Origin of the sequence: Rheinheimera fenheensis, from assembly GCF_039871805.1 — a bacterium.
Taxonomy (GTDB): Bacteria; Pseudomonadota; Gammaproteobacteria; order Enterobacterales; family Alteromonadaceae; genus Alishewanella; species Alishewanella fenheensis.
The window spans coordinates 75,525-94,141 of record NZ_JBDPJM010000004.1; the positions used below are offsets into that span (position 1 = coordinate 75,525).

Below are 18,617 nucleotides of genomic sequence, written 5' to 3' on the forward strand. Positions count from 1 at the left end.
ATCCTTATTCCACTTATGGCGTAAAGCTTACCAAAAGCCCTTTTAAAGCGATAGCTCAAGCCGCTAAACTAGCGCCTGATCAAGAGGAATTAACCATGCTGTATTTTAATAGCCAAAGTATCCCTGAACTTAACGGGCTAAATTTTGCTCAGCGCATGGCGGTGATCCGCAAAGCGTCTGACAACTTGCCGGTGCCGACTAAAATTACGCTTAATATTATTAAGTTGTTGGTGCTGTTTCCGCTGTTTATGTTAATTGCGCGCGCCGACGGCTGGGCCATTGCCGGTTATGCACTATTGCTGGTGGTGGCTTACCCCATGATTACCCGGCCTATTACCTTTGCACTGTGTCGTAAAGATATGGCGCGGCTTCGGGCGCAACTGTTCCCATCTTAGTGTTGTTTGCCGCAAGTGCCGGGAGTTGAACCGGTAAATTGGCGCTTTTTATCTGATCTTATAAGGGCCGGTGATGACAACACCGGCCGACATCTGCATAATCCCTGACAGCTTCTGCTTTGTTACGAAGCCAATAATTCTAATAATTAAGTCTATTAACTCTGGGGTTACGATGACAGATTCTACTAACGCTGAGCAGACGCTGGCCAATCAGCCGCAATTTCTCGGCCATCCGGTCGGGCTTTATGTCTGCTTTCTCACTGAAATGTGGGAGCGCTTTTCTTTTTACGGCATGAAATACCTGCTGTTGTTGTATTTAACAAAGTATCACTTATTCAGCGATGCCGGCGGTTTAGACGTACTGGGCAGTTATGCCGGTTTAGTTTACGCGATGCCCGTGATTGGTGGCATGCTGGCCGACCGTTACCTGGGCATGCGTAAGGCGGTGACCTTTGGTGCCATTTTGCTGTGTTTGGGCCACCTAGGGTTAGCCTATGAAGGCTTTCAGGCCTATGTCGAAAACGGTGTGGTGGTGCAGGATACCGGCGCGATTCAGGTGTTTTACTTCTCGCTGGCGCTGATCATTATGGGCGTGGGCTTTTTAAAGCCAAATATCTCGACCATTGTTGGTCAGTTATACGGTAAAGAAGACGCACGACGCGATTCGGGTTTTACCATCTTTTACATGGGCATTAACCTGGGCTCTTTTATTGCCACTATTACCGTAACCTACCTGGGTGAAACCTATGGTTGGGGCTACGGCTTTGGCTTAGCCGGTATTGGTATGGTGCTGGGCTTAATTGTGTTTTTAACCGGGCAAAAATACCTGTTTGGTTATGCTGAGCCAGCAAACCCAGCGCTGTTAAAAGAAAAAGTATTCGCCGGCATTAATAAAGAGTGGCTAATTTATCTGGCGACTATTCCTGCGCTGTTTGTGGTGTGGCAGTTAGTGCAGTACAACCCTATCGTGCATAACACGCTGCTAGGGTTATCGCTGGTGGTGCTAGTCGGCATAATCTGGTTTATGGTCACCCAGTGTAACAAGGTGGAACGTGACCGCATGCTGGTACTGATTGTGCTCACCTTCTCTACTGTGGTGTTCTGGGCCTTGTTTGAGCAAAGCGCGTCATCAATGACCTTGTATGCTGACCGGGTTCTTGACCGTAACGTGTTGGGTTATGACGCTACCGCTGGCCAGTTTGGCTCGCTAAATGCGTTCTTTATTATTACCCTGGCACCTATTTTTGCCATGCTGTGGATTTTCCTGGCGAAAAAAGGCTTAGAACCCAGCACTCCGGTTAAATTTGCTTTAGGCATTATTCAGGCTGGTTTAGGCTTTGGCGCCCTGGTGTATGGTGCGCAGCATCCGAACGAGGCCGGCTTAGTCGCCGCCTGGTGGCTAATATTGGCGTACATGCTGCACACCATGGGTGAGCTGTGTCTATCGCCGGTTGGTCTGTCGGCCGTTACCAAGTTAGCCGTGCATAAAGTAGTAGGTGTGATGATGGGCGCCTGGTTTTTGGCGACCGCTTACTCCGAACTTCTGGCGACACAATTGGCAAAACTGGCGGCAATTGAAACCGATGCCGGTGAAGTGGCCGATGTCAGCCAGGCGTTAAATGCTTACACCGAGTTGTTTAGCTTCCTAATGTATTTTGGTGTGGGTGTGGGTGTGTTTATGCTGCTGATTAGCCCCTGGCTGAAAAAGCGCATGCACGGCGTGCACTAACGAAAAAGGGTCTGCTTGCAGACCCTTTTTTATTTAGTCCACTGGCTACGCCACTCTTTACTGACTCAGTGGCTATGCCACCTTCAGTTTAATCTAGTGGCTACGCCACTTTCTGTCTATTTTAGTGGCTTCGCCACTGGGCATGACAGAGTGATTCGTGTTTTTCGCGGCTGAGTAATATACGCGCCAGCACTTTGTCTGGCTCGCCATTTTCGCCGGTCAGGCCAATTTGTGCTTCATAGTGCAGCTCGGGCTCGAGGTCTTGCATCATGATCTCTACCCAGTCTTCACCAGGAATAGCCAGGTCGACATAACCACGGCTTTCATAATGTTGTTGGTACTGTGCGTAGTCTTCTGCTGACAGGTTTTCGCTGGCCAGCTCTTCAAAAATATCAAAGGCGTGGTCACATAACTCGTCCAGCGTCCATAATTCTAAATCTTGCATTGTTGCTCCGTATTATCTGTAAATACTCGCAGGCTGAGTGATTCAGCAAGCGCAGCTGGCCGGTTAGAACCTGCAGCGCACAGCCGGAGAGTGTCTGAGCGAGCCTTGTGCGAGCGAGTTGCTCCGGCGAGCACTGCAGCGTTGTAACGCAAGGCCAGCGTTTCAACTACCTATTAATCCTGACTTTTAATTTTGCCCGCCAGTATAGCAAGGCTTTGGCCAAAACACTGCTGTGCTGCTACACTGAGCGCCAATTTTTCAGATAGACACCGCTATGTACCTGTGCCCGCTTTGCCAGCAACCGCTAACCCTAAATGCAAAACAGTACCAATGCCAAAACCGCCACAGCTTTGATGTGGCGCGCGAAGGCTATGTTAACCTGTTACCGGTACAACAAAAAAACTCTAAAGACCCCGGCGACAACAAAGAGATGATGCAGGCGCGGCGGCAATTTTTGCACGCTGGCTGGTATGCACCTTTGGCGCAGGCAGTGGCAACAACGCTAGCTGAAGTTGCGCCACAACGCTTACTGGATTTAGGCTGCGGCGAGGGTTATTACACCGGCATTATTAAACAGCAACTGGCCAACACGGCGGTGTGGGGAGTGGATATCTCCAAAAGCGCGATAAAATTTGCTGCTAAAGCCCAGCCCAATATTGCCTTTAGTGTGGCCAGCGCTTATCAGCTGCCTTTTGCCGCTAACAGCTTTGATGCCATAGTGCGTATTTATGCCCCGTCTAAAGTTGAAGAGCTGCAACGGCTGTTAAGCCCTGTTGGCCATTTGCTTACCGTAACGCCGGGCCCTGCGCATTTAGTACAAATTAAGCAAGCGGTGTATGAACAGGTGCGACTACATGACGATACTATTGCCAGCCTGGAGGGTTTTGCACACCAGAAGCGCCAGCGCCTTACCTTTGAGATTAACTTTAACCGCAGCGAAGATGTGCTGGCGTTAGTGCAAATGGTGCCACTGGCGTGGAAGTTTACCGCCGCACAAAAACAACAGTTTGCTGACGGTCTGCCGGCCATCAGCGTGGATTTTTTACTGGATCTGTATCAGCGCAGCTGAATGAGGGTTGCGTTGTTAGTGTTGAGTTTGTAGAGAGGGGGCGCATTGCTGCGCCCGTTAAAACTTAACCTTTAATTTTTGACGTAAATCCGGTAGCCCCAGGCAGGTAAAGTCAGGCGGGTGTCGGTGCCAAATTCGGCGGTTTCTGCACTTAGGTACTCTGTGTACTTACCATGATGCAGATGCGCCTTAAAGCTCACCTGTTGTTCACTGTCGCTAAAGTTAAATACGGCAAACACTTTGTCCTTGTCGTTTTGCCGGACAAAACTCAGCACCTGTGCCGCCTGGCTGTTATGCACTGGGATCATCCGGGCGCCCCAATCCGCATTCCACAGCGCTGTATTGGCTTTTTTCAGCGCGAACAGTCGCTGATACAGTTTGCCATTTTCGTGCTGAATAAAGTCGCCGTTTTCATCATGCCAGGTAATGGGGTCGCGCTCGAAAAACGCCAGCCGGCGCGGGTTACCAACTTCCTGACCGTTGTAGATCATTGGCATGCCCTCACTGACCACAGACAGTGCAATGACCGCCGGCAAAGCATCACCAAACATTTCAAACTCAGTGCCCTCCCAGGCATTTTGGTCATGGTTACTTACGCCCAGCATACGCATAATGTTTTGCGGGTAGTATTTTTCATTCCACGAGTAATATACATAGAGTTTATTGACGTCAGCATGGCCACTCGCGATGGCGTGTACCGCCTGATGCCAGGTCCAGGCATAGGTCATATCAAAAGCTTCAGCGTGAAAGTCCCGGCCTTCAAATTCAGCCAGCATAAACACCGGCTTTATCTCATCAAGCTCTTTGCGAACCTGTTGCCAGAAGTCCAGTGGCACAAAGCCGGCAACGTCGGCACGAAAACCATCAAAACCCACCTCTTTTACCCAGTACTTCATCGCCTCTGTAATGTATTTACGCAGGCCGGGCTTGTCATAATCCAGCTCGATAATATCGCTCCAATCCCACCAGGGTGTAGGGCGAAAATCACCTTTCCAGTCACGGATATACCAGTCTGGCTGCTCGGTGACTAAATGGTTATCCCAGGCGCTGTGGTTTGCCACCCAGTCCAGAATTACATACATCCCCTGCGCATGCGCCGCGCGGATAAAGGCTTTAATATCATCCAGCGTGCCAAACTCGGGGTTAACGCCGTAATAGTCTTTCACCGAATAAGGGCTGCCCAGACTGCCTTTACGATTGACCTCACCAATGGGCTGAATAGGCATCAGCCAGAGAATATCAACGCCGAGCGCTTTTAAGCGTGGCAGCTGTTGCTGCGCGGCGGCAAAGGTGCCTTCCGGGGTAAACTGGCGGGTGTTTATCTGGTAAATAACCGCGTTTTTGCTCCACTCGGGGTGCTTAACCTTAACGTAGGGCTGTGGCTGGTAGGGATCTGCTACTGCGCTGCCCGCTGTGGCTTGTGTGGTGACGTTATTGTTTGTTGCCTGGCCACAAGCGGCCAGCAAACCCAATGCCACAGCCAGCAAAGCCAACTGTCGCAAGTATTGTTTATTCGTTGATGTCATATTCATTGTTATCCCCCCCTGTTGCCGTTACTGTAGTTTTAATCTTTATCGATTAAGATTAATAGCTGTTATTTGGGGAACGAACAAGTTGAATACGTATTCACTCTGCCAGCGCTTTGGCTTCCTGTCGCTGTTGATGGATGGCGGTGAGCATGCCTGACCAAAAGTAGGTGCCCATTTCATTAATCACGTTAGACTCGGCGTTCATCAACATAACCAGCCCTAACTGATGCTCGCGAGAGTAAGCAATCTCAGCGCGGTAGCCCTGTACCCAGCCACCGTGGTACATCAGGGTGTCCTGGCCAAACTGATATACGCGCCAGCCCAGCGCATAGTGCGCGTCGGTGAGGTAGCGGCGCCACTCCCGCCGGCGCAAGTCACGCCGGGTTTTTATCCGTTTACTGCTAATGGTGGCCAACAACTGGTCAGGCATCACTTGCGGGTTATGTCCCAGGTGGGCAATGAGCCAGTAGCCTAAGTCTATGGCACTGGCATTAACCCCCGCAGCCGGGGCAAAACGATAATAGCTTTCAGCTACCTTGGTTTCATGCCATTTACCCCGGGCTCTTACATGGGGCATCGCCCGGTTTGCGGTAGCGAAAAAGCCATCCAGTCCAACCGAGGCGGTGGGCAACTGCAATGGGGTAAAAATACGCTCTTGCAACAGCTGCGCATAGGTTTTTCCGGTAGCCTGCTGCATTACCGGTTCAATTAAACTAAACAGCACATTTTGATAACCGTAGCACTTACCCGGAGCGCACAGTGGGTCAATTTTATTAAACTGCGCCAGGATCCGTTCCAGCGGTACATTGGCTTCAATCAGGTTATCGTAAGCGTTTGCCATTACACCGGTGCTTTGTGACAGCAAATGCTTAAGTTTAAGTTGTTGATTATATTTTTTGCTTTTAAACGAAAAGCCCGGCAGATACTGCACCAGCTTATCGTCCCAGCTGAAGTGGCCTTCAGCTTCGAGCATGCTACTTAGACCACCGGCAAAGGTTTTTGACACCGAAGCAATACGAAATACGGTGTAGGGATCAACCGGCTCTTTGCCACCGCGCTGACGCACACCAAAACCCGCGGTAGCTATAATTTTATTGCCGTGCACTATGGCATAAGCAGCACCGGGAATATCGTGCTCTGCCAGTTTGGCGGCGTAATACTGATCAAAATCAGCCACCAGTGGTGCCAACAATTGCGGGGTTACCTCGCTGCTGGCCAGCACGGGTTTGGTTAAGAGTAAACAGCCTGCTACGGCATAAAAAAACTGTTTCACACTGTGTAGTTATCCGTGTTTTGTCGTTGCTAGCGCTGCAACCGGCCTGGCATTGTAGGCAGTCAGGCCCTTGTTGCCAAGCCTTGTTAGCAATATTAGCCCCAGTAACAACAGGCTGATAACGCCTAAACTGCCACCACCAGACTCACCTCCACCGGAGCTACCGCCACCACCGCTGCCGCCTCCCGACGCGGGCTGCACGGTGATAGTGACTTCAGCACTGCTTTGGGCAATACCATCGTCCACCGTTAAGCGAAAGCGCAAACTGGTGCTACTTGTTACTGCTGGCGCAGTAAAATTGCTGGTGAGCGAATCGGCCTGGTTCAGGCTAACCGATGGGCCGGATAGCTGCTGCCATTGATAGCTGAGCACATTAAAGTCGCTGTCGCTGGCACTGCCCGAAAGCGTGACCACACTGCCACTGCTCACGGTTTGTGCACTGCCGGCCGACACTTGTGGCGCCGTATTGGCACAATCGGTGTTAATAAACAGCTGCTCTATTTGTGCCAGCCAGTTGCCAAAATCAGCCGTTGCCGGTGCACACAGCTCAGTACCGGCGAAACTAAAAGCGCGCAGCTGGTTCAAATTGGTCAGCGTTGTCGGCAAGGTGCCACTGAAGTCATTATTTTCCAGCCACAATATTTGTAGCTGACTAAGCTGACCCAACGTAGAGGGCACAGTACCGCTTAAATAATTGTTTTCCACAAACAGCTCGCGCAATAGCGGCAAATTGCCAAGACCAGAGGGTAAACTGCCGTTAAAGCGGTTAAAGGATAAGTCGAGCTCGGTCAGGGCCGTTAAGTTAGCAAGGCCTAACGGAATACTGCCTTCAAAAGCATTATTCCATAGTTGTAACCGGCTAAGCTGCGTCAGCTGCAAAATAGCCGCGGGGAAGTTACCCTGCAGCGCATTAAAACTGACGTCAAGCTCAGTTAGTGCCGATAATTGATTAAAATTCGTGGGCAGCTGACCTACCAGGCCGTTGTCTGACAGATTTAAACTTGCCACCCGGCCACTGCTGCACGCTACGCCAAACCAGTTACACGGCGTATTGTTTTGTAGCCAGTTAGTGCTATTTAACCAGCTTTGCCCGCCGGTATCGTAATACAGCTGTACCAGCGCCTCACATTCGGCCAAAGGGATTTCGCTGACATTGTTCGCGGCACAAAAGTTATCGTCACGCAGTAGCACCTGCACTGAGCCATCAGCAAATTGCAGCTCAGTGGCAGTACCATCAAAGGTAAAGCTACCGCTGTAAATACCATCGTTGGCAAACTTGTCCTGCTGCTGCGCGTTGTCATTCAGGGCGACTGCACCGCCCGGCGCGCCGTTCTGCACAATGCTGACTGTGGTGTTGATGCTGTTGCCGCCACAGTCCAGACTTAACACTTCGATAGATAAGGTATCACCGGCACTGAGAAAGACCGTATCGGTAAGGGGTAACAACCGGCGGCTAAGCTGCTTATCTGCGCACTCTAACGCCCCACTTTGATCTGCACCGCTGGCCAGCAGCAACTGCCCGGTGGCGGTTTGATTAAGTAAGGTCGCATCGGTTGCCGCCACGCCGGACACTAACAACCGACCACGCAATTGACTGGCGTTCAGGCCGGGCTCAGCAGCTTTTAGCAACGCAGCAACGCCCGTTACCACAGGTGCCGCCATAGAGGTGCCGGATGCCAAACTGTACTGATTATCCAGATCTGTGGTGTAAATGCCGACGCCCGGTGCGGATAAATCGACCCAGTTGCGACCAAAATTAGCAAAATCTGCTTTACTGCCATCGTCACTATGCGCACTCACGCTGATAACGTTGGGTAAGTCGAATGCAGCCGGATAAAACGGCGCCTGGGTATTGTCGTTACCGGCGCTGGCAACAAACAAAATGCCGGCGTCATAATGTGCTTCTACCGCATTGTACAGTGCCTGAGAAAACTGTGGCCCGCCCCAGGAGTTGTTGGTGGAAACAATATTTTCGCCGCGCTGTTTCAGCGCCAGTATGTAATCCAGGCAGGCGATGGCATCACTAATAAAACCCTCGCCGTTAACGTCCATAAACCGACAAGGTAACAAACTCACTGACCAGTTGACGCCGGCAACCCCGGTGCTATTGTCACCCACTGCACCAATAATGCCGGCAACTAAGGTGCCGTGGCCATCCTCGTCCATCGGGTCAACGTTATCATCAGCAGGATTAATGCCGTAAATATCATCAATATAGCCATTGCCGTCGTTATCGATACCATCACCGGGAATTTCCGCTGTGTTCTGCCACATATTGGCGCTCAGATCCGGATGCATGTAATCGACTCCGGTATCGATTACCGCCACTATGACCTGGGCATCGCCGGTAGTGCTATCCCAGGCGGCTTGCGCATTAATACCCGGACTGTTTTGCAAATGCCACTGCTGGTTAAACAACGGATCATTACTGCTCTGAGTGGTGCGCAGCCGATAATCAGGCTCGACGGCTTTTACCCCGGGAAGCTTGGCGTATTGCGCAATCGCGTCGGCCATATTGGCGCCGGGCGTTAATGTGACCAGGGCAAGTTGCGGCAGATGAGTAAACCGCTTAACCGCACGCGGGTTATTAACCTTGTCAGCAGGGCTATCGCTGCCAGTGCTCACTGCTGATAGTCGGTGCAAATCGTGCTGTATTGCCTGTGCCGATATGCCCTGCTCCAACGTAATAATGAGCCGGTTGGGTGCGCCCGCTGAGTCGCGCTCTGCTGCTGTTGCCACTGTTGCCAGAAGCGCACATAAGGATATTACTACCGGTTTTAGCATAACGAAGCTCCACAGCTGCTATTTGCATTGGTTAATAGTACGCCAGCCAAAGGCAAAAGGTGCAATGCTTTTTTACAGCGATTACAGGGCGGTTGTTTAGCTGTGTGGGCATTGCAGCGCCTGCTGCGCCGGCTTTATAGCAAGCAGTGTGCCATCAGAGCTCAGCGTAAACTCAACCCATTGCGGCGTTAATGCACTGCGGTCAATAGTTAGATCAATTTGACTGAGCAGCTGTTTGTCGATGGTCAAGAGCAGCTCATCACAGATCTGAATATGCCACTGTTGCTGCTCTTGTCTCAGCAGTCCGGTTTGGGCGTAAAAAGCGTTGCTGTTTGCCCCGGCCTCGCGGTATTGCTGCTGTGCTTGCGCCAGGGCTGTGGCGTTGCCCGGTGCACTGCCGGCAGTATGATGCTGTATTTGACGATACTGCGCATCCTGAGCGTAGCTTATTTGATAATGCCACTTTGGCTGTTGTGCCACAGGCAACAGAAAGTAACCCAGTAGCACAAGTAAGGCACAACTGAGTGCCAGTTGGGTATTACGCCAAAGCTGCGGCCAGCCGATACGCTTAAGGCCTTTACGCTGTTGCTGACGACGCGCCTCAGCCAGCACCCGGTTAACGATAGGCCGCGGCAGTGGATGACAGGCTTTGTCATGCTGAAACTGCTGCTTAAGGTGTTGTTCAAACGGGTCCGGCTTATTCATCATGCTCTCCGCTTAACCTATGTAGCTGTTGACGGGCATAACGCAGCCGGCTTTTTACCGTTTCTTCGCCCTGCTGAGTGATTTGGCTGATTTGTGCCAAAGAAAAGCCCTCCAGCTGCAGCATCAGCGCCTCGCGCTGCAAAAAAGGCAGTTGGTCTAACTGCAATTTGACTTGCCGCTGCTGCTGATGCTGTTGCAACCGCGCAAGCGGACAGGTTTCTCCCACCAGCATGACATCGATAACATCATCGCTAACACCGCACTTTTGCCGGCGCAACTCATCAATCAGGCAGTGACGCGCCAGCGTAAACAACCAGGTTTTAAAACTACTGCGGCTGGCAAAATTACCCGGCTGCTCCAGCAGCTTTAACCAGCATTGCTGGCTGATATCGTCAGCCAGCGCTGCATCGGTCTGGCGCAGCAAAAAGTAGTACAGGGCATCACCATAGCGAGCAATAAGCTGCTGTAAATAAGCAGGATCCGCGGTGTCACAGTACAGCGCATACAGTTTTTCGCTACTGTGCTCGGTGTAACCAAACTGATTAAGTAAAAAGGATAATGCCATGCGACTGCTCCTTGTGCTTACCCCATAACCTGAGCCTAGTCTGCCTGCAGGTTAAAATCGAGCTGTACTTGCATATTGGGTTGCAAAACCGCAACACCCTCCACCACCTTGGGTTGATATTTCCAGCGGCGCAGCGCTCTTATTGCCTCGCGCTCAAATACCCTGGCTGGCTCTGCTGCAATAACACGTACATCGATAACCGCGCCGGTGGTGTCAATGGTAAAGGCCAGTTGTACCCAACCACTGATACCATCACGCGCCGCCTCGGTTGGGTAACGCGGCTCTACACGCACCAAAGGGGTGGCACCGCGATCGGCTTGGGTCCAACTGTGATTAGGCCCACCCTGTGTTGGTATCTCTACTTTCGTCAGTGTTATCGGACCAGGCGTAATATTGGGCGTTGGGTCCACTATAGGTTGCATTTTGGGTAACGGCTGCGGCGGCGTCATTACCGGGGGCGGTTGGCGATTAATCGGTTCTGTTTCGTTTGGCGGGTTATACAGCTCTACCGGATTGTGCGCCGCAGGTTCGACACGCGCTACTGCTCGGGTTTTAATCAGCTGCTGCATCGCTGCAAATAAAGCGAAGGTAACCAGCAGCGCCATTACCGTTGCGCTGATATAACGAAGCTGCGGTGGTGTCGGCTGAAGTTGATTAACGGTGGTTATCATACAGTCCCCTTAATGTAATTTAGCTGGTTGCAGTAATTAGACGCACCAGCGCCGGCAAAGGGGTTAAACTTTTTTACCTGATTTTCAAGGTCAAATATATCACTAAGACTTTGGTCTTGTTTTAGTTTTGGCTAATTGACTTAAGACGAATAACTGCGAAAACTGCAAAGTTCGCTATAGTGTTACTTGTTTGCACATTGTTGTAAAAAAGAGGAATTTATGCTTAACCACACTTTTCGGCCAGCAGCACTGGTTGCTGTATTTATTGTGCTGCAGGCGGTGCTGTTCTTTGTGGGCGGCATGATCTGGGCCTTATCGGCGGGTGCTGTAATCTTAGTGGTTTATTTGTACTGGCCAAAGCCTGCACCGGTTGTTAACGATAACACGCTAAAAGAGCAGCTGGCTGCCACCGCCGATAACATTACCGGCGCCACGTCAAAAATGGCAATAGGCGCCGCTGAAGTGTCGTTTTATATCGACAGCCTGATGAAAGATATCGGCCATAGCAGTGAAGACAGCGGCAAAATAGCCGATGTCAGCAATACGCTGGCCAGCACCAGCACAGAGCTTAGCCATTCGTTGCAGTCTATCGGCGCCACCTTGCAGCAAACTGCCGGTGCATCGGATGACGCCGACGCCAGGCTGCAGACGGCGGTAGAGAGCATTAACAGTCTGGTGCAGGCGGTAAGCCAGGCTGCCGCCGACTTACAGCAGTTACGTAGCAGCAGCGAAAATATTCAGCGTATTACTGATGTGATTAATACCGTAGCCGAGCAAACCAACCTGCTGGCATTAAACGCCGCTATTGAAGCGGCTCGTGCTGGCGAACAAGGCCGTGGTTTTGCCGTGGTAGCCGACGAAGTGCGCACGCTGGCCGGCAAAACCGCCGGCGCCACTCAAGATATTGCTAAGATGCTGGGCGATATTCGCCAGCAAAGCCAGCACACCGCTGAGCAAATGCAGCAACTGGAGCAAGGTGGCGCCCAGGTGCAACAGGAACTAAGCCAGGTTGCAGCGGGCTTTGCCGCAATAAACCAGCAAATTGCCGAAGCGTCTGGCACCTTCGCCCAGATAGAGCAAGCCAGTAGTGAGCTAAACCAAACCAGTATTGCCCTGGCGCAATCGGTTGACAGCATTAGTAAGACGCTTGCCAACATTAGCCAGAAAGGCAGCTCGGTCGCAGGGCAGGCTATTGGTTTGTCAGAAGAGACTGAAAGTATTTACCGCGAACTGAACAGTCTTAGCGATCATAGTTTCTACAGCGCTATTTTGGCTGAAGCCGAGCAAGCTGCAACTAAAATTGGTCAGGTATTTAGCGATGCTATTGCGCAGGGTAAGCTTAATAAGGATGCGCTTTTCGCAGAACGCTATGAGCAAATTAGCGGCACTAACCCGGTGAAATACCACACCGCTTATGATCGTTTTACCGACCAGTGTTTGCCTGCTATTCAGGAGCCTATTTTAGCCCGGCATAAACAGGTGCAGTACGCCATTACCGTCGATCGCAAAGGCTATGCGCCAACCCACAATAATAAATTCAGCCAGCCGCTGACGGGTAATTACGACAAGGATTTACTGCAAAATCGCAGTAAGCGCATTTTTAGCGATCGCACCGGTAGCCGCTGCGGCAGCCATACTCAGAGCATGTTGTTGCAAACCTATAAGCGTGATACCGGTGAAATTTTGCATGACCTGTCAGTGCCGATCTATGTTGACGGCCGGCACTGGGGGGGCTTTCGTATTGGCTTTAAGCGCTAGGCGCTATTCCAGATCATCTAGCAGATCGTCAAAGACACTTTCGTCCACCTCTGGCTCTTCTGGCTTAGGTGGATTGCCATCGTATATTTCAAACTCCTGGCGCTGAAAGTAAGACTCTTTAACAAAGGCATAAGGGTCTAGGGATTCTTCCAGTAAGCTTTCCATCGACATTAACTGTTCGCGGCTATCCAGTGCACCTATCAGTGCACGGGTAATTGATAAGGGTGTATTGAGTAGTCCCAACGGAAAATATAGGTTATCCACTACGCCACCGGCAGTCCCGCGCACTGTAGTCGGCCCAAGTGCGGGTAACATCAGGTAAGCACCATCACCTACCCCCCATACCGCCAACGTTTGATTGAAATCTTCATCTTGCTCTTGCAGACCGATAGCGCTGGCCACGTCAAACAAACCAAACAAACCCAGCGTGCTGTTCACCAGAAAGCGGCCGGCACTGATAGCAGCGCGGTCGGGTTTCGCTTGCAAGGCGCCATTGACAAAACTGGCCGGCTCACTGAGGTTGTCCGTCACATTTACCAGACCTTTGCGCGCCGGTTTGGGTACCACTGTCATATACCCCACAGTGGCGGGGCGCAACAGGTATTTATCCAGAATATCGTAGTTAAAGTCCCACAACGGCCGGTTGATGGTTTCCAGCGGATCGCGGCTGTCGGTATAGACAGCAGGGCTTTGATGTTGAGTCTGGTTTTGGATCTGCGCATCCGGTGCCGGTTTTGACGCGCAGGCCGACAGTAGTAAGGCTGTGCTAACCAGCACACAGCGCAACAGTAAAGGATCAGCCATATCAGGGTTCCAGGGTTAAAGAAATAGTCAGGACATTAGCAGTAAGATCCAGCACACCGGATTCTACCTGAATATCACCGGGGCGCAGCTCTACTGTGCCACTTTGTGACAATCGCGCCACCACCTGCACCTTATCGGCGCTGGCCAGCGTCCACTGGCTTTGCATTGCCATTTGCTCGTTTAACACCAGTTGCAGCTGTCCTTCAGGCAGGGGAATGCGCTGCACTGCCAATGGCAAACCGGGGCCTTCTGTAGCACGGGCAAATAAAAACAGGCTGGCATCCGGGTTGGCTTGCTTTAATTTTGGGTCGACAAACAGGTTTACCGTGATCTGCCGCCCTGGGGCTTGAATATCAACACCCAGCTCGGTTAAGCGCTGCTGCACCGCCGCGTAACGCGGATCTTCTTTTGGTAACTGTTTTAATAGTAACTGCCAGGCACTGGTAGCCTCGGCCATATCGCCCTTTTCGTAAGCGATAAGTGCCATTAGTGACAGCGCATCAGTGTTGCTGGCCTCGCGCGTTAACACCTGAGCAACCGCACGACCAGCGCGTGCCAGGCTGTTATCATCACCGAGTAAAATCAGCGCCTGGGCATAGCTTAGCAGTAGTGGTACCCGCTCGGGCGACAGCTTAAGCGCGCGCTCAAAAGCGGCTACCGCTTGCTCTGCCGCACCCTGCGACAGACGAATACGTCCAAGCAACATCCAGGCGACAGCGTCATCACCTTCATTAGCCAGCCGGGTGCGCAGCCCCAGCGCAAACAGCTCCATTTCCTGCTCAGATAACGGCTCACCCTGCCCCAATAGCGCCCGCTCGCCAAACTGCTGTAACTGCTGCTGCGCCTGCTGCCAATCATCAAGCTGCCGGTAGTGGCCTGTCACGGCATAAATACCACCGACTAACAATGTCACCACCAGCAATAACGCCAGCGGTAAACGCCAACCTGTACCGGGTTGACTTAACTGCGCTTGTTGTTGCTGCGATAAAAACTGTGTTTTCAGCTCTTGTGCAGCCGCGTCAAAATCCTGCTCTGCCAACTCGCCACTATCACGCGCCAGCGCCAGCAGTTGCAGGCGTTCTTCAAATAATTGCGCCGGCGTTTGCGTGTGTTGCTTGTATGCACGCCTGGGCCAGAACAAACACAGCGCCGTAACAAGCAACATCGCCAGGGCAGTTAACAACAACGGCGCCATCATGGTTTTTTACTCCGGTAACGATCAATCAAGGTATCTAACTCTGAAGCTGACGGTGTATTGGCTGCCAGTTCGTCATCGTTGTTTTTGCTGGCACGGCGATAAGCTCCTACCGCCAACAACAGCACCAACATTAACAGTGGCGCCAGCCACAACCACAGCGTGAAACGGTTAACCGGCGGCTGATAGTGCACAAAGTCGCCATAGCGGCCAATCATATAATCCAGTACCTGAGCACGGTCTTTGCCTTCGCGCACCAATTGATACGTTTTCTCACGCATATCTACTGCGACTATGGCATTAGAGTCAGCGATATTCTGGTTTTGACATTGCGGGCAGCGCAGCTCTTCGGTGAGCTGGTTAAATAACTGGCGCTGCTGCTCGTTGTCAAACGGGCGTATGTCTTGCGCCAATGTGCAAAAGCTAACAAACAGCATGATAACCGTGATTCTCATGGCTGACTCCACTGCTGGTACAAGGGTGCCAGCTTAGCGCGCCACACCTGAGGGTTAATATCACCGATGTGATGCGCCCGTACGGTGCCGCTGGCGTCAATAATAAAGGTTTCCGGTGCGCCGCTTACGCCTAAATCCAACGACAGGCTGCGGTCTAAATCGAGGATATTAAACTGATAAGGGTTACCGTTTTGCTGTAATTTTTCGCTGACTTCGCGCTGCAGCACGCTCAAATCAAAGGGCGCATCAAATGCCGGATCGCGTGGCAGTTCGTAATACAGGCCAACAATTTTCACGCCCTGTTCACGCAGCTCCGTTAAGTAATCCAGTTCAGCATTACAGGTGGGGCACCAGACGCCCCAGACATTCAATAAAAATGTTTCGCCTTTTAATGCCTCAGCGGTCCAGATTTTGTCTGGCTGCATTAAATCGGCCAGCGCAAATTCTGGCAGCGGCTTATCAACAATGGCCGAAGCGCGCTCACGTGGATCAGAAAACAAACCACTGAGTAAAAACAGCGCCAATGCCAGAAAGGCCAACAGTGGCGCATAAAATAATACCTTACGCATGCGCTTCTCCGTGACCGGTAAGTTTACGCCGGTATTTTTTGTCACATAACGCCACCAGCGCGCCCAGAGACATCAACAAGCCACCGAGCCAAATCCAGCGGACAAAGGGTTTTACATGAATACGCAGCGCCCAGGCATCACCAGGCAGTGCTTCGCCCAGTGAGACAAAAAGGTCACGACTTAAACGGGCATGAATAGCGGCTTCGGTCATGATGGTGCTTTGAATACGGTAAAAGCGTTTTTCGGCGTGTAAATGCGTGACAAAGTTACCGTCTTTATGCACATCGAGCTCTGCCGCTTCGCCGCCATAGTTGGGGCCATTAAGCGCATACACTTCCTGCAAGGTAAAATCATAGCCTGAGACTGTTACCGTATCGCCGGCCTGCATGCGCACATCACGCTCTACGGTGTAGGTTTTGGTCATTGCAACGCCTATCACCAGTACAGCAAAACCGATATGCGCCAGTGTCATACCATAATGGCTGGCGTTAAGCTTACCAATTCCGGCCGTTACTGAGCCAAACTGCTTTAGGCGCAGCATGACTTCAGCCAGAGCAGAGACGCCCACCCAGGCTCCCAGCAACAAGCCGAGCAGGGCTAAATTGGCTTGTACACTTTGCATAAGCGCAAGGGTGCCCAAGGCCAACATCAGTGTTGCAATGGCTACCAGGCCAAGCGGTTTAATCAGCGGCACAACCTGTTGCTGCTTCCAGCGCACCCAGGGGCCTAAGCCCAACATGAGCGCAAACGGAATGGTCAGGTAGTAAAACATCTGGTTAAAAAACGGCTCGCCAATCGAGATAGACCCCAGGCCCAACTCTTTATGAAACAACGGAAACAGCGTGCCCAAAAAGACAATCAAACAGGCCGTTAACAAAAATACGTTGTTGCCCCACAGCATCATTTCACGCGAGAACAGCTGATAGCGCGCCTGCGAGCGTACCGAGTTCATCCGGCTGCCGTACAACAACAAGGAGCCGCCGACTACCAGCAGTAAAAACACCAATAAATACATGCCGCGGCCCGGATCGGTGGCAAAAGAGTGTACCGACACCAGCACACCGGAGCGCACTAAAAAAGCCCCCACTAAACTCAGGGCAAAGGCCGCCAGTGCCAACAGCACCGTCCAGCTTTTAAAAGTGCCGCGCTTCTCTGTTACCGCTAAGCTATGAATAAGTGCCGTGCCGGCCAGCCAGGGCATAAAGGAGGCATTTTCCACCGGGTCCCAGAACCACCAGCCACCCCAGCCAAGTTCTTTGTAGGCCCACCAGCTGCCCAGCATAATGCCCAGGGTTAAGAACAGCCAGGCAGACAGCGCCCAAGGCCGAACCCAGCGCGCCCAGACACTGTCAAAGCGGCCGCTGATCAACGCCGCCAGCGCAAAGGCAAAGGCCACGGCAAAACCGACATAGCCCATATACAGCGTGGGCGGGTGCATTATCATGCCAAAGTCTTGTAGCAAAGGGTTTAAATCACGCCCTTCAACGGGGAAGAATGGCAGGCTGCGCTCAAACGGGTTAGACATAAACAGCGAGAAGGCGACAAAGCCAACGCAAATAATGCCCAAAATACCCAGAATACGGCCCTGCAGCAGTAATGGCAGTGCTTTAGAGTATTGCGCCACCAGGGCTGTCCAGCCCGCCAGCATCAGCACCCATAACAACATTGAACCTTCATGCGAGCCAAAGCTGGCGGTAATTTGATAATACCAGGGTAAGGTAGAGCTGGAGTTTTGTGCCACGTTAATGACGGTAAAGTCGCTGGTGCGAAAGGCGTAAATGAGTGCCGACATTGCCAGCAAACAAAAGATAAACTGTCCGAATGCCAACGGTTTGGCCAGCAGCAACATGCGCTGATTGGCAACAAAACTGCCATACAAAGGCACCAGCGCCAGCAACAGAGCCAGCGCAAAAGCAAATGTCAGCGCCAGCTGACCGGCTTCAGCAATCATTAGTAGCGCCCTTCTGTACTGCTGCTATTCGTCTCGCTGCTTGCAGCGGGAAAGTCTTGTTTTGACGGAGGCACATGACGGATACCCTTTAATGCCTCTGCTACTTCAGGTGGCATGTACTCTTCGTCATGCTTAGCCAGCACTTCTGTGGCAGCAATAGTGGTTTCATCCACTAAAATACCTTGCGCCACTATGCCCTGCCCTTCGCGGAACAAGTCGGGCAAGATGCCTTCATAAGTGACGGTGACGATGGGGCCGGTGTCCACTAAGTCGAAACTGACTTTTAGCGACTGAGGGTCACGTTTTACCGAACCTTCTACCACCATGCCACCAATGCGCAGGCGCTGGCCCACCACGGGTTTTACTTTATCTTTGCCCAACCCCTCAACCAGCTGTGAGGGCGTATAAAATAAGTCAATATTTTGCTGCAACGCGTACAGCATGGCGCCTACTGCACCTGCCAGCAGGCCGATGACCAATAGCACCGCCCACAAGCGTTTCTGACGTCGGGTTTGCATTATGATGAGGACTCCTGATACTGCTTAATACGTTGCTCGCGGGCCAGCTTGTCCGCCAGTTGTTTTAAACTCTGACGCTGCTGAAAATGGCTGTAGGCCACCAACGCCACTAACAACGCATAGGTCGCGCCAAAGGACAACCAGACGAAAAAACCATAACCACCCATAGCCAAAAACTCACTGAAAGACTGAAAATGCATCG

The 18,617-nt window shown here is 51.8% G+C and carries 18 protein-coding genes; 4 read left to right on the forward strand and 14 right to left on the reverse strand.

Translation table 11 applies throughout. The features are described from left to right. Positions 1 to 95: 95 nt before the first annotated feature. A complete protein-coding gene (locus ABGI61_RS07645) occupies positions 96 to 395 on the forward strand; it encodes a DUF6170 family protein (protein ID WP_347599322.1) in 300 nt (99 codons plus the stop codon). 172 nt (positions 396 to 567) lie between these two features. Next, positions 568 to 2,124, forward strand: coding sequence for a peptide MFS transporter (locus ABGI61_RS07650; protein WP_347599325.1), 1,557 nt, complete (start codon positions 568 to 570; stop codon positions 2,122 to 2,124). Between the two features lie 121 nt (positions 2,125 to 2,245). Here ABGI61_RS07650 and ABGI61_RS07655 read toward each other — a convergent pair whose 3' ends face one another. Next, complete coding sequence (locus ABGI61_RS07655) at positions 2,246 to 2,569, reverse strand: DUF440 family protein (RefSeq protein WP_008219979.1); 324 nt, start codon at positions 2,567 to 2,569, stop codon at positions 2,246 to 2,248. 274 nt (positions 2,570 to 2,843) lie between these two features. Here ABGI61_RS07655 and rlmA point away from each other — a divergent pair, with 274 nt between their 5' ends. After that, positions 2,844 to 3,638, forward strand: coding sequence for a 23S rRNA (guanine(745)-N(1))-methyltransferase (gene rlmA, locus ABGI61_RS07660; RefSeq protein WP_347599329.1), 795 nt, complete (start codon positions 2,844 to 2,846; stop codon positions 3,636 to 3,638). Between the two features lie 71 nt (positions 3,639 to 3,709). Here rlmA and ABGI61_RS07665 read toward each other — a convergent pair whose 3' ends face one another. From ABGI61_RS07665 to ABGI61_RS07690, 6 genes are all read right to left on the reverse strand, one after another. Then, the gene (locus ABGI61_RS07665; protein ID WP_347599332.1) at positions 3,710 to 5,170 is read right to left on the reverse strand and encodes an alpha-amylase family glycosyl hydrolase; all 1,461 of its coding nucleotides are present in this window, start codon (positions 5,168 to 5,170) and stop codon (positions 3,710 to 3,712) included. A gap of 94 nt (positions 5,171 to 5,264) precedes the next feature. Further along, a complete protein-coding gene (locus tag ABGI61_RS07670; RefSeq protein WP_347599335.1) occupies positions 5,265 to 6,440 on the reverse strand; it encodes a serine hydrolase domain-containing protein in 1,176 nt (391 codons plus the stop codon). A gap of 9 nt (positions 6,441 to 6,449) precedes the next feature. Further along, positions 6,450 to 9,224 carry a S8 family serine peptidase gene (locus ABGI61_RS07675; RefSeq protein WP_347599338.1) on the reverse strand — a complete coding sequence of 925 codons (2,775 nt, stop codon included), beginning with the start codon at positions 9,222 to 9,224 and terminating at the stop codon, positions 6,450 to 6,452. A gap of 96 nt (positions 9,225 to 9,320) precedes the next feature. Continuing rightward, positions 9,321 to 9,932: a hypothetical protein gene (locus ABGI61_RS07680; protein ID WP_347599341.1), complete on the reverse strand. Its 612-nt coding sequence runs from the start codon at positions 9,930 to 9,932 to the stop codon at positions 9,321 to 9,323. Further along, positions 9,922 to 10,494 carry an RNA polymerase sigma factor gene (locus ABGI61_RS07685; protein WP_347599344.1) on the reverse strand — a complete coding sequence of 191 codons (573 nt, stop codon included), beginning with the start codon at positions 10,492 to 10,494 and terminating at the stop codon, positions 9,922 to 9,924. Before ABGI61_RS07685 ends, ABGI61_RS07680 begins: the two co-directional genes overlap by 11 nt. Before the next feature lie 35 nt (positions 10,495 to 10,529). After that, positions 10,530 to 11,165 carry a TonB family protein gene (locus ABGI61_RS07690; protein WP_347599347.1) on the reverse strand — a complete coding sequence of 212 codons (636 nt, stop codon included), beginning with the start codon at positions 11,163 to 11,165 and terminating at the stop codon, positions 10,530 to 10,532. 219 nt (positions 11,166 to 11,384) lie between these two features. On the opposite strand from ABGI61_RS07690, the gene ABGI61_RS07695 reads away from it, so the two are divergent. Further along, positions 11,385 to 12,923 carry a methyl-accepting chemotaxis protein gene (locus tag ABGI61_RS07695; RefSeq protein WP_347599350.1) on the forward strand — a complete coding sequence of 513 codons (1,539 nt, stop codon included), beginning with the start codon at positions 11,385 to 11,387 and terminating at the stop codon, positions 12,921 to 12,923. Between the two features lie 3 nt (positions 12,924 to 12,926). Here ABGI61_RS07695 and ABGI61_RS07700 read toward each other — a convergent pair whose 3' ends face one another. Genes ABGI61_RS07700 through ccmD form a run of 7 tightly spaced genes read right to left on the reverse strand, consistent with a single transcriptional unit; the run spans position 12,927 to position 18,615 of the window. After that, on the reverse strand, positions 12,927 to 13,727 hold the full coding sequence (locus ABGI61_RS07700; RefSeq protein WP_347599353.1) for an MlaA family lipoprotein: 801 nt from the start codon (positions 13,725 to 13,727) through the stop codon (positions 12,927 to 12,929). Between the two features lies 1 nt (position 13,728). Continuing rightward, entirely contained in the window at positions 13,729 to 14,925 is a 1,197-nt protein-coding gene (gene ccmI / locus ABGI61_RS07705; protein ID WP_347599356.1) for a c-type cytochrome biogenesis protein CcmI, read from the reverse strand. Further along, positions 14,922 to 15,377 carry a cytochrome c-type biogenesis protein gene (locus ABGI61_RS07710; RefSeq protein ID WP_347599359.1) on the reverse strand — a complete coding sequence of 152 codons (456 nt, stop codon included), beginning with the start codon at positions 15,375 to 15,377 and terminating at the stop codon, positions 14,922 to 14,924. The genes ccmI and ABGI61_RS07710 overlap by 4 nt, the downstream gene beginning before the upstream one ends. After that, on the reverse strand, positions 15,374 to 15,946 hold the full coding sequence (locus ABGI61_RS07715) for a DsbE family thiol:disulfide interchange protein (RefSeq protein WP_347599363.1): 573 nt from the start codon (positions 15,944 to 15,946) through the stop codon (positions 15,374 to 15,376). Before ABGI61_RS07715 ends, ABGI61_RS07710 begins: the two co-directional genes overlap by 4 nt. Beyond that, positions 15,939 to 17,897 carry a heme lyase CcmF/NrfE family subunit gene (locus ABGI61_RS07720; protein ID WP_347599366.1) on the reverse strand — a complete coding sequence of 653 codons (1,959 nt, stop codon included), beginning with the start codon at positions 17,895 to 17,897 and terminating at the stop codon, positions 15,939 to 15,941. The genes ABGI61_RS07715 and ABGI61_RS07720 overlap by 8 nt, the downstream gene beginning before the upstream one ends. Next, positions 17,897 to 18,415, reverse strand: coding sequence for a cytochrome c maturation protein CcmE (gene ccmE / locus ABGI61_RS07725; RefSeq protein WP_347599369.1), 519 nt, complete (start codon positions 18,413 to 18,415; stop codon positions 17,897 to 17,899). The genes ABGI61_RS07720 and ccmE overlap by 1 nt, the downstream gene beginning before the upstream one ends. Next, positions 18,415 to 18,615 (reverse strand): heme exporter protein CcmD, encoded by a 201-nt coding sequence (gene ccmD / locus ABGI61_RS07730; protein WP_347599371.1) that lies wholly within the window; start codon positions 18,613 to 18,615, stop codon positions 18,415 to 18,417. Before ccmD ends, ccmE begins: the two co-directional genes overlap by 1 nt. Positions 18,616 to 18,617: the final 2 nt, after the last annotated feature.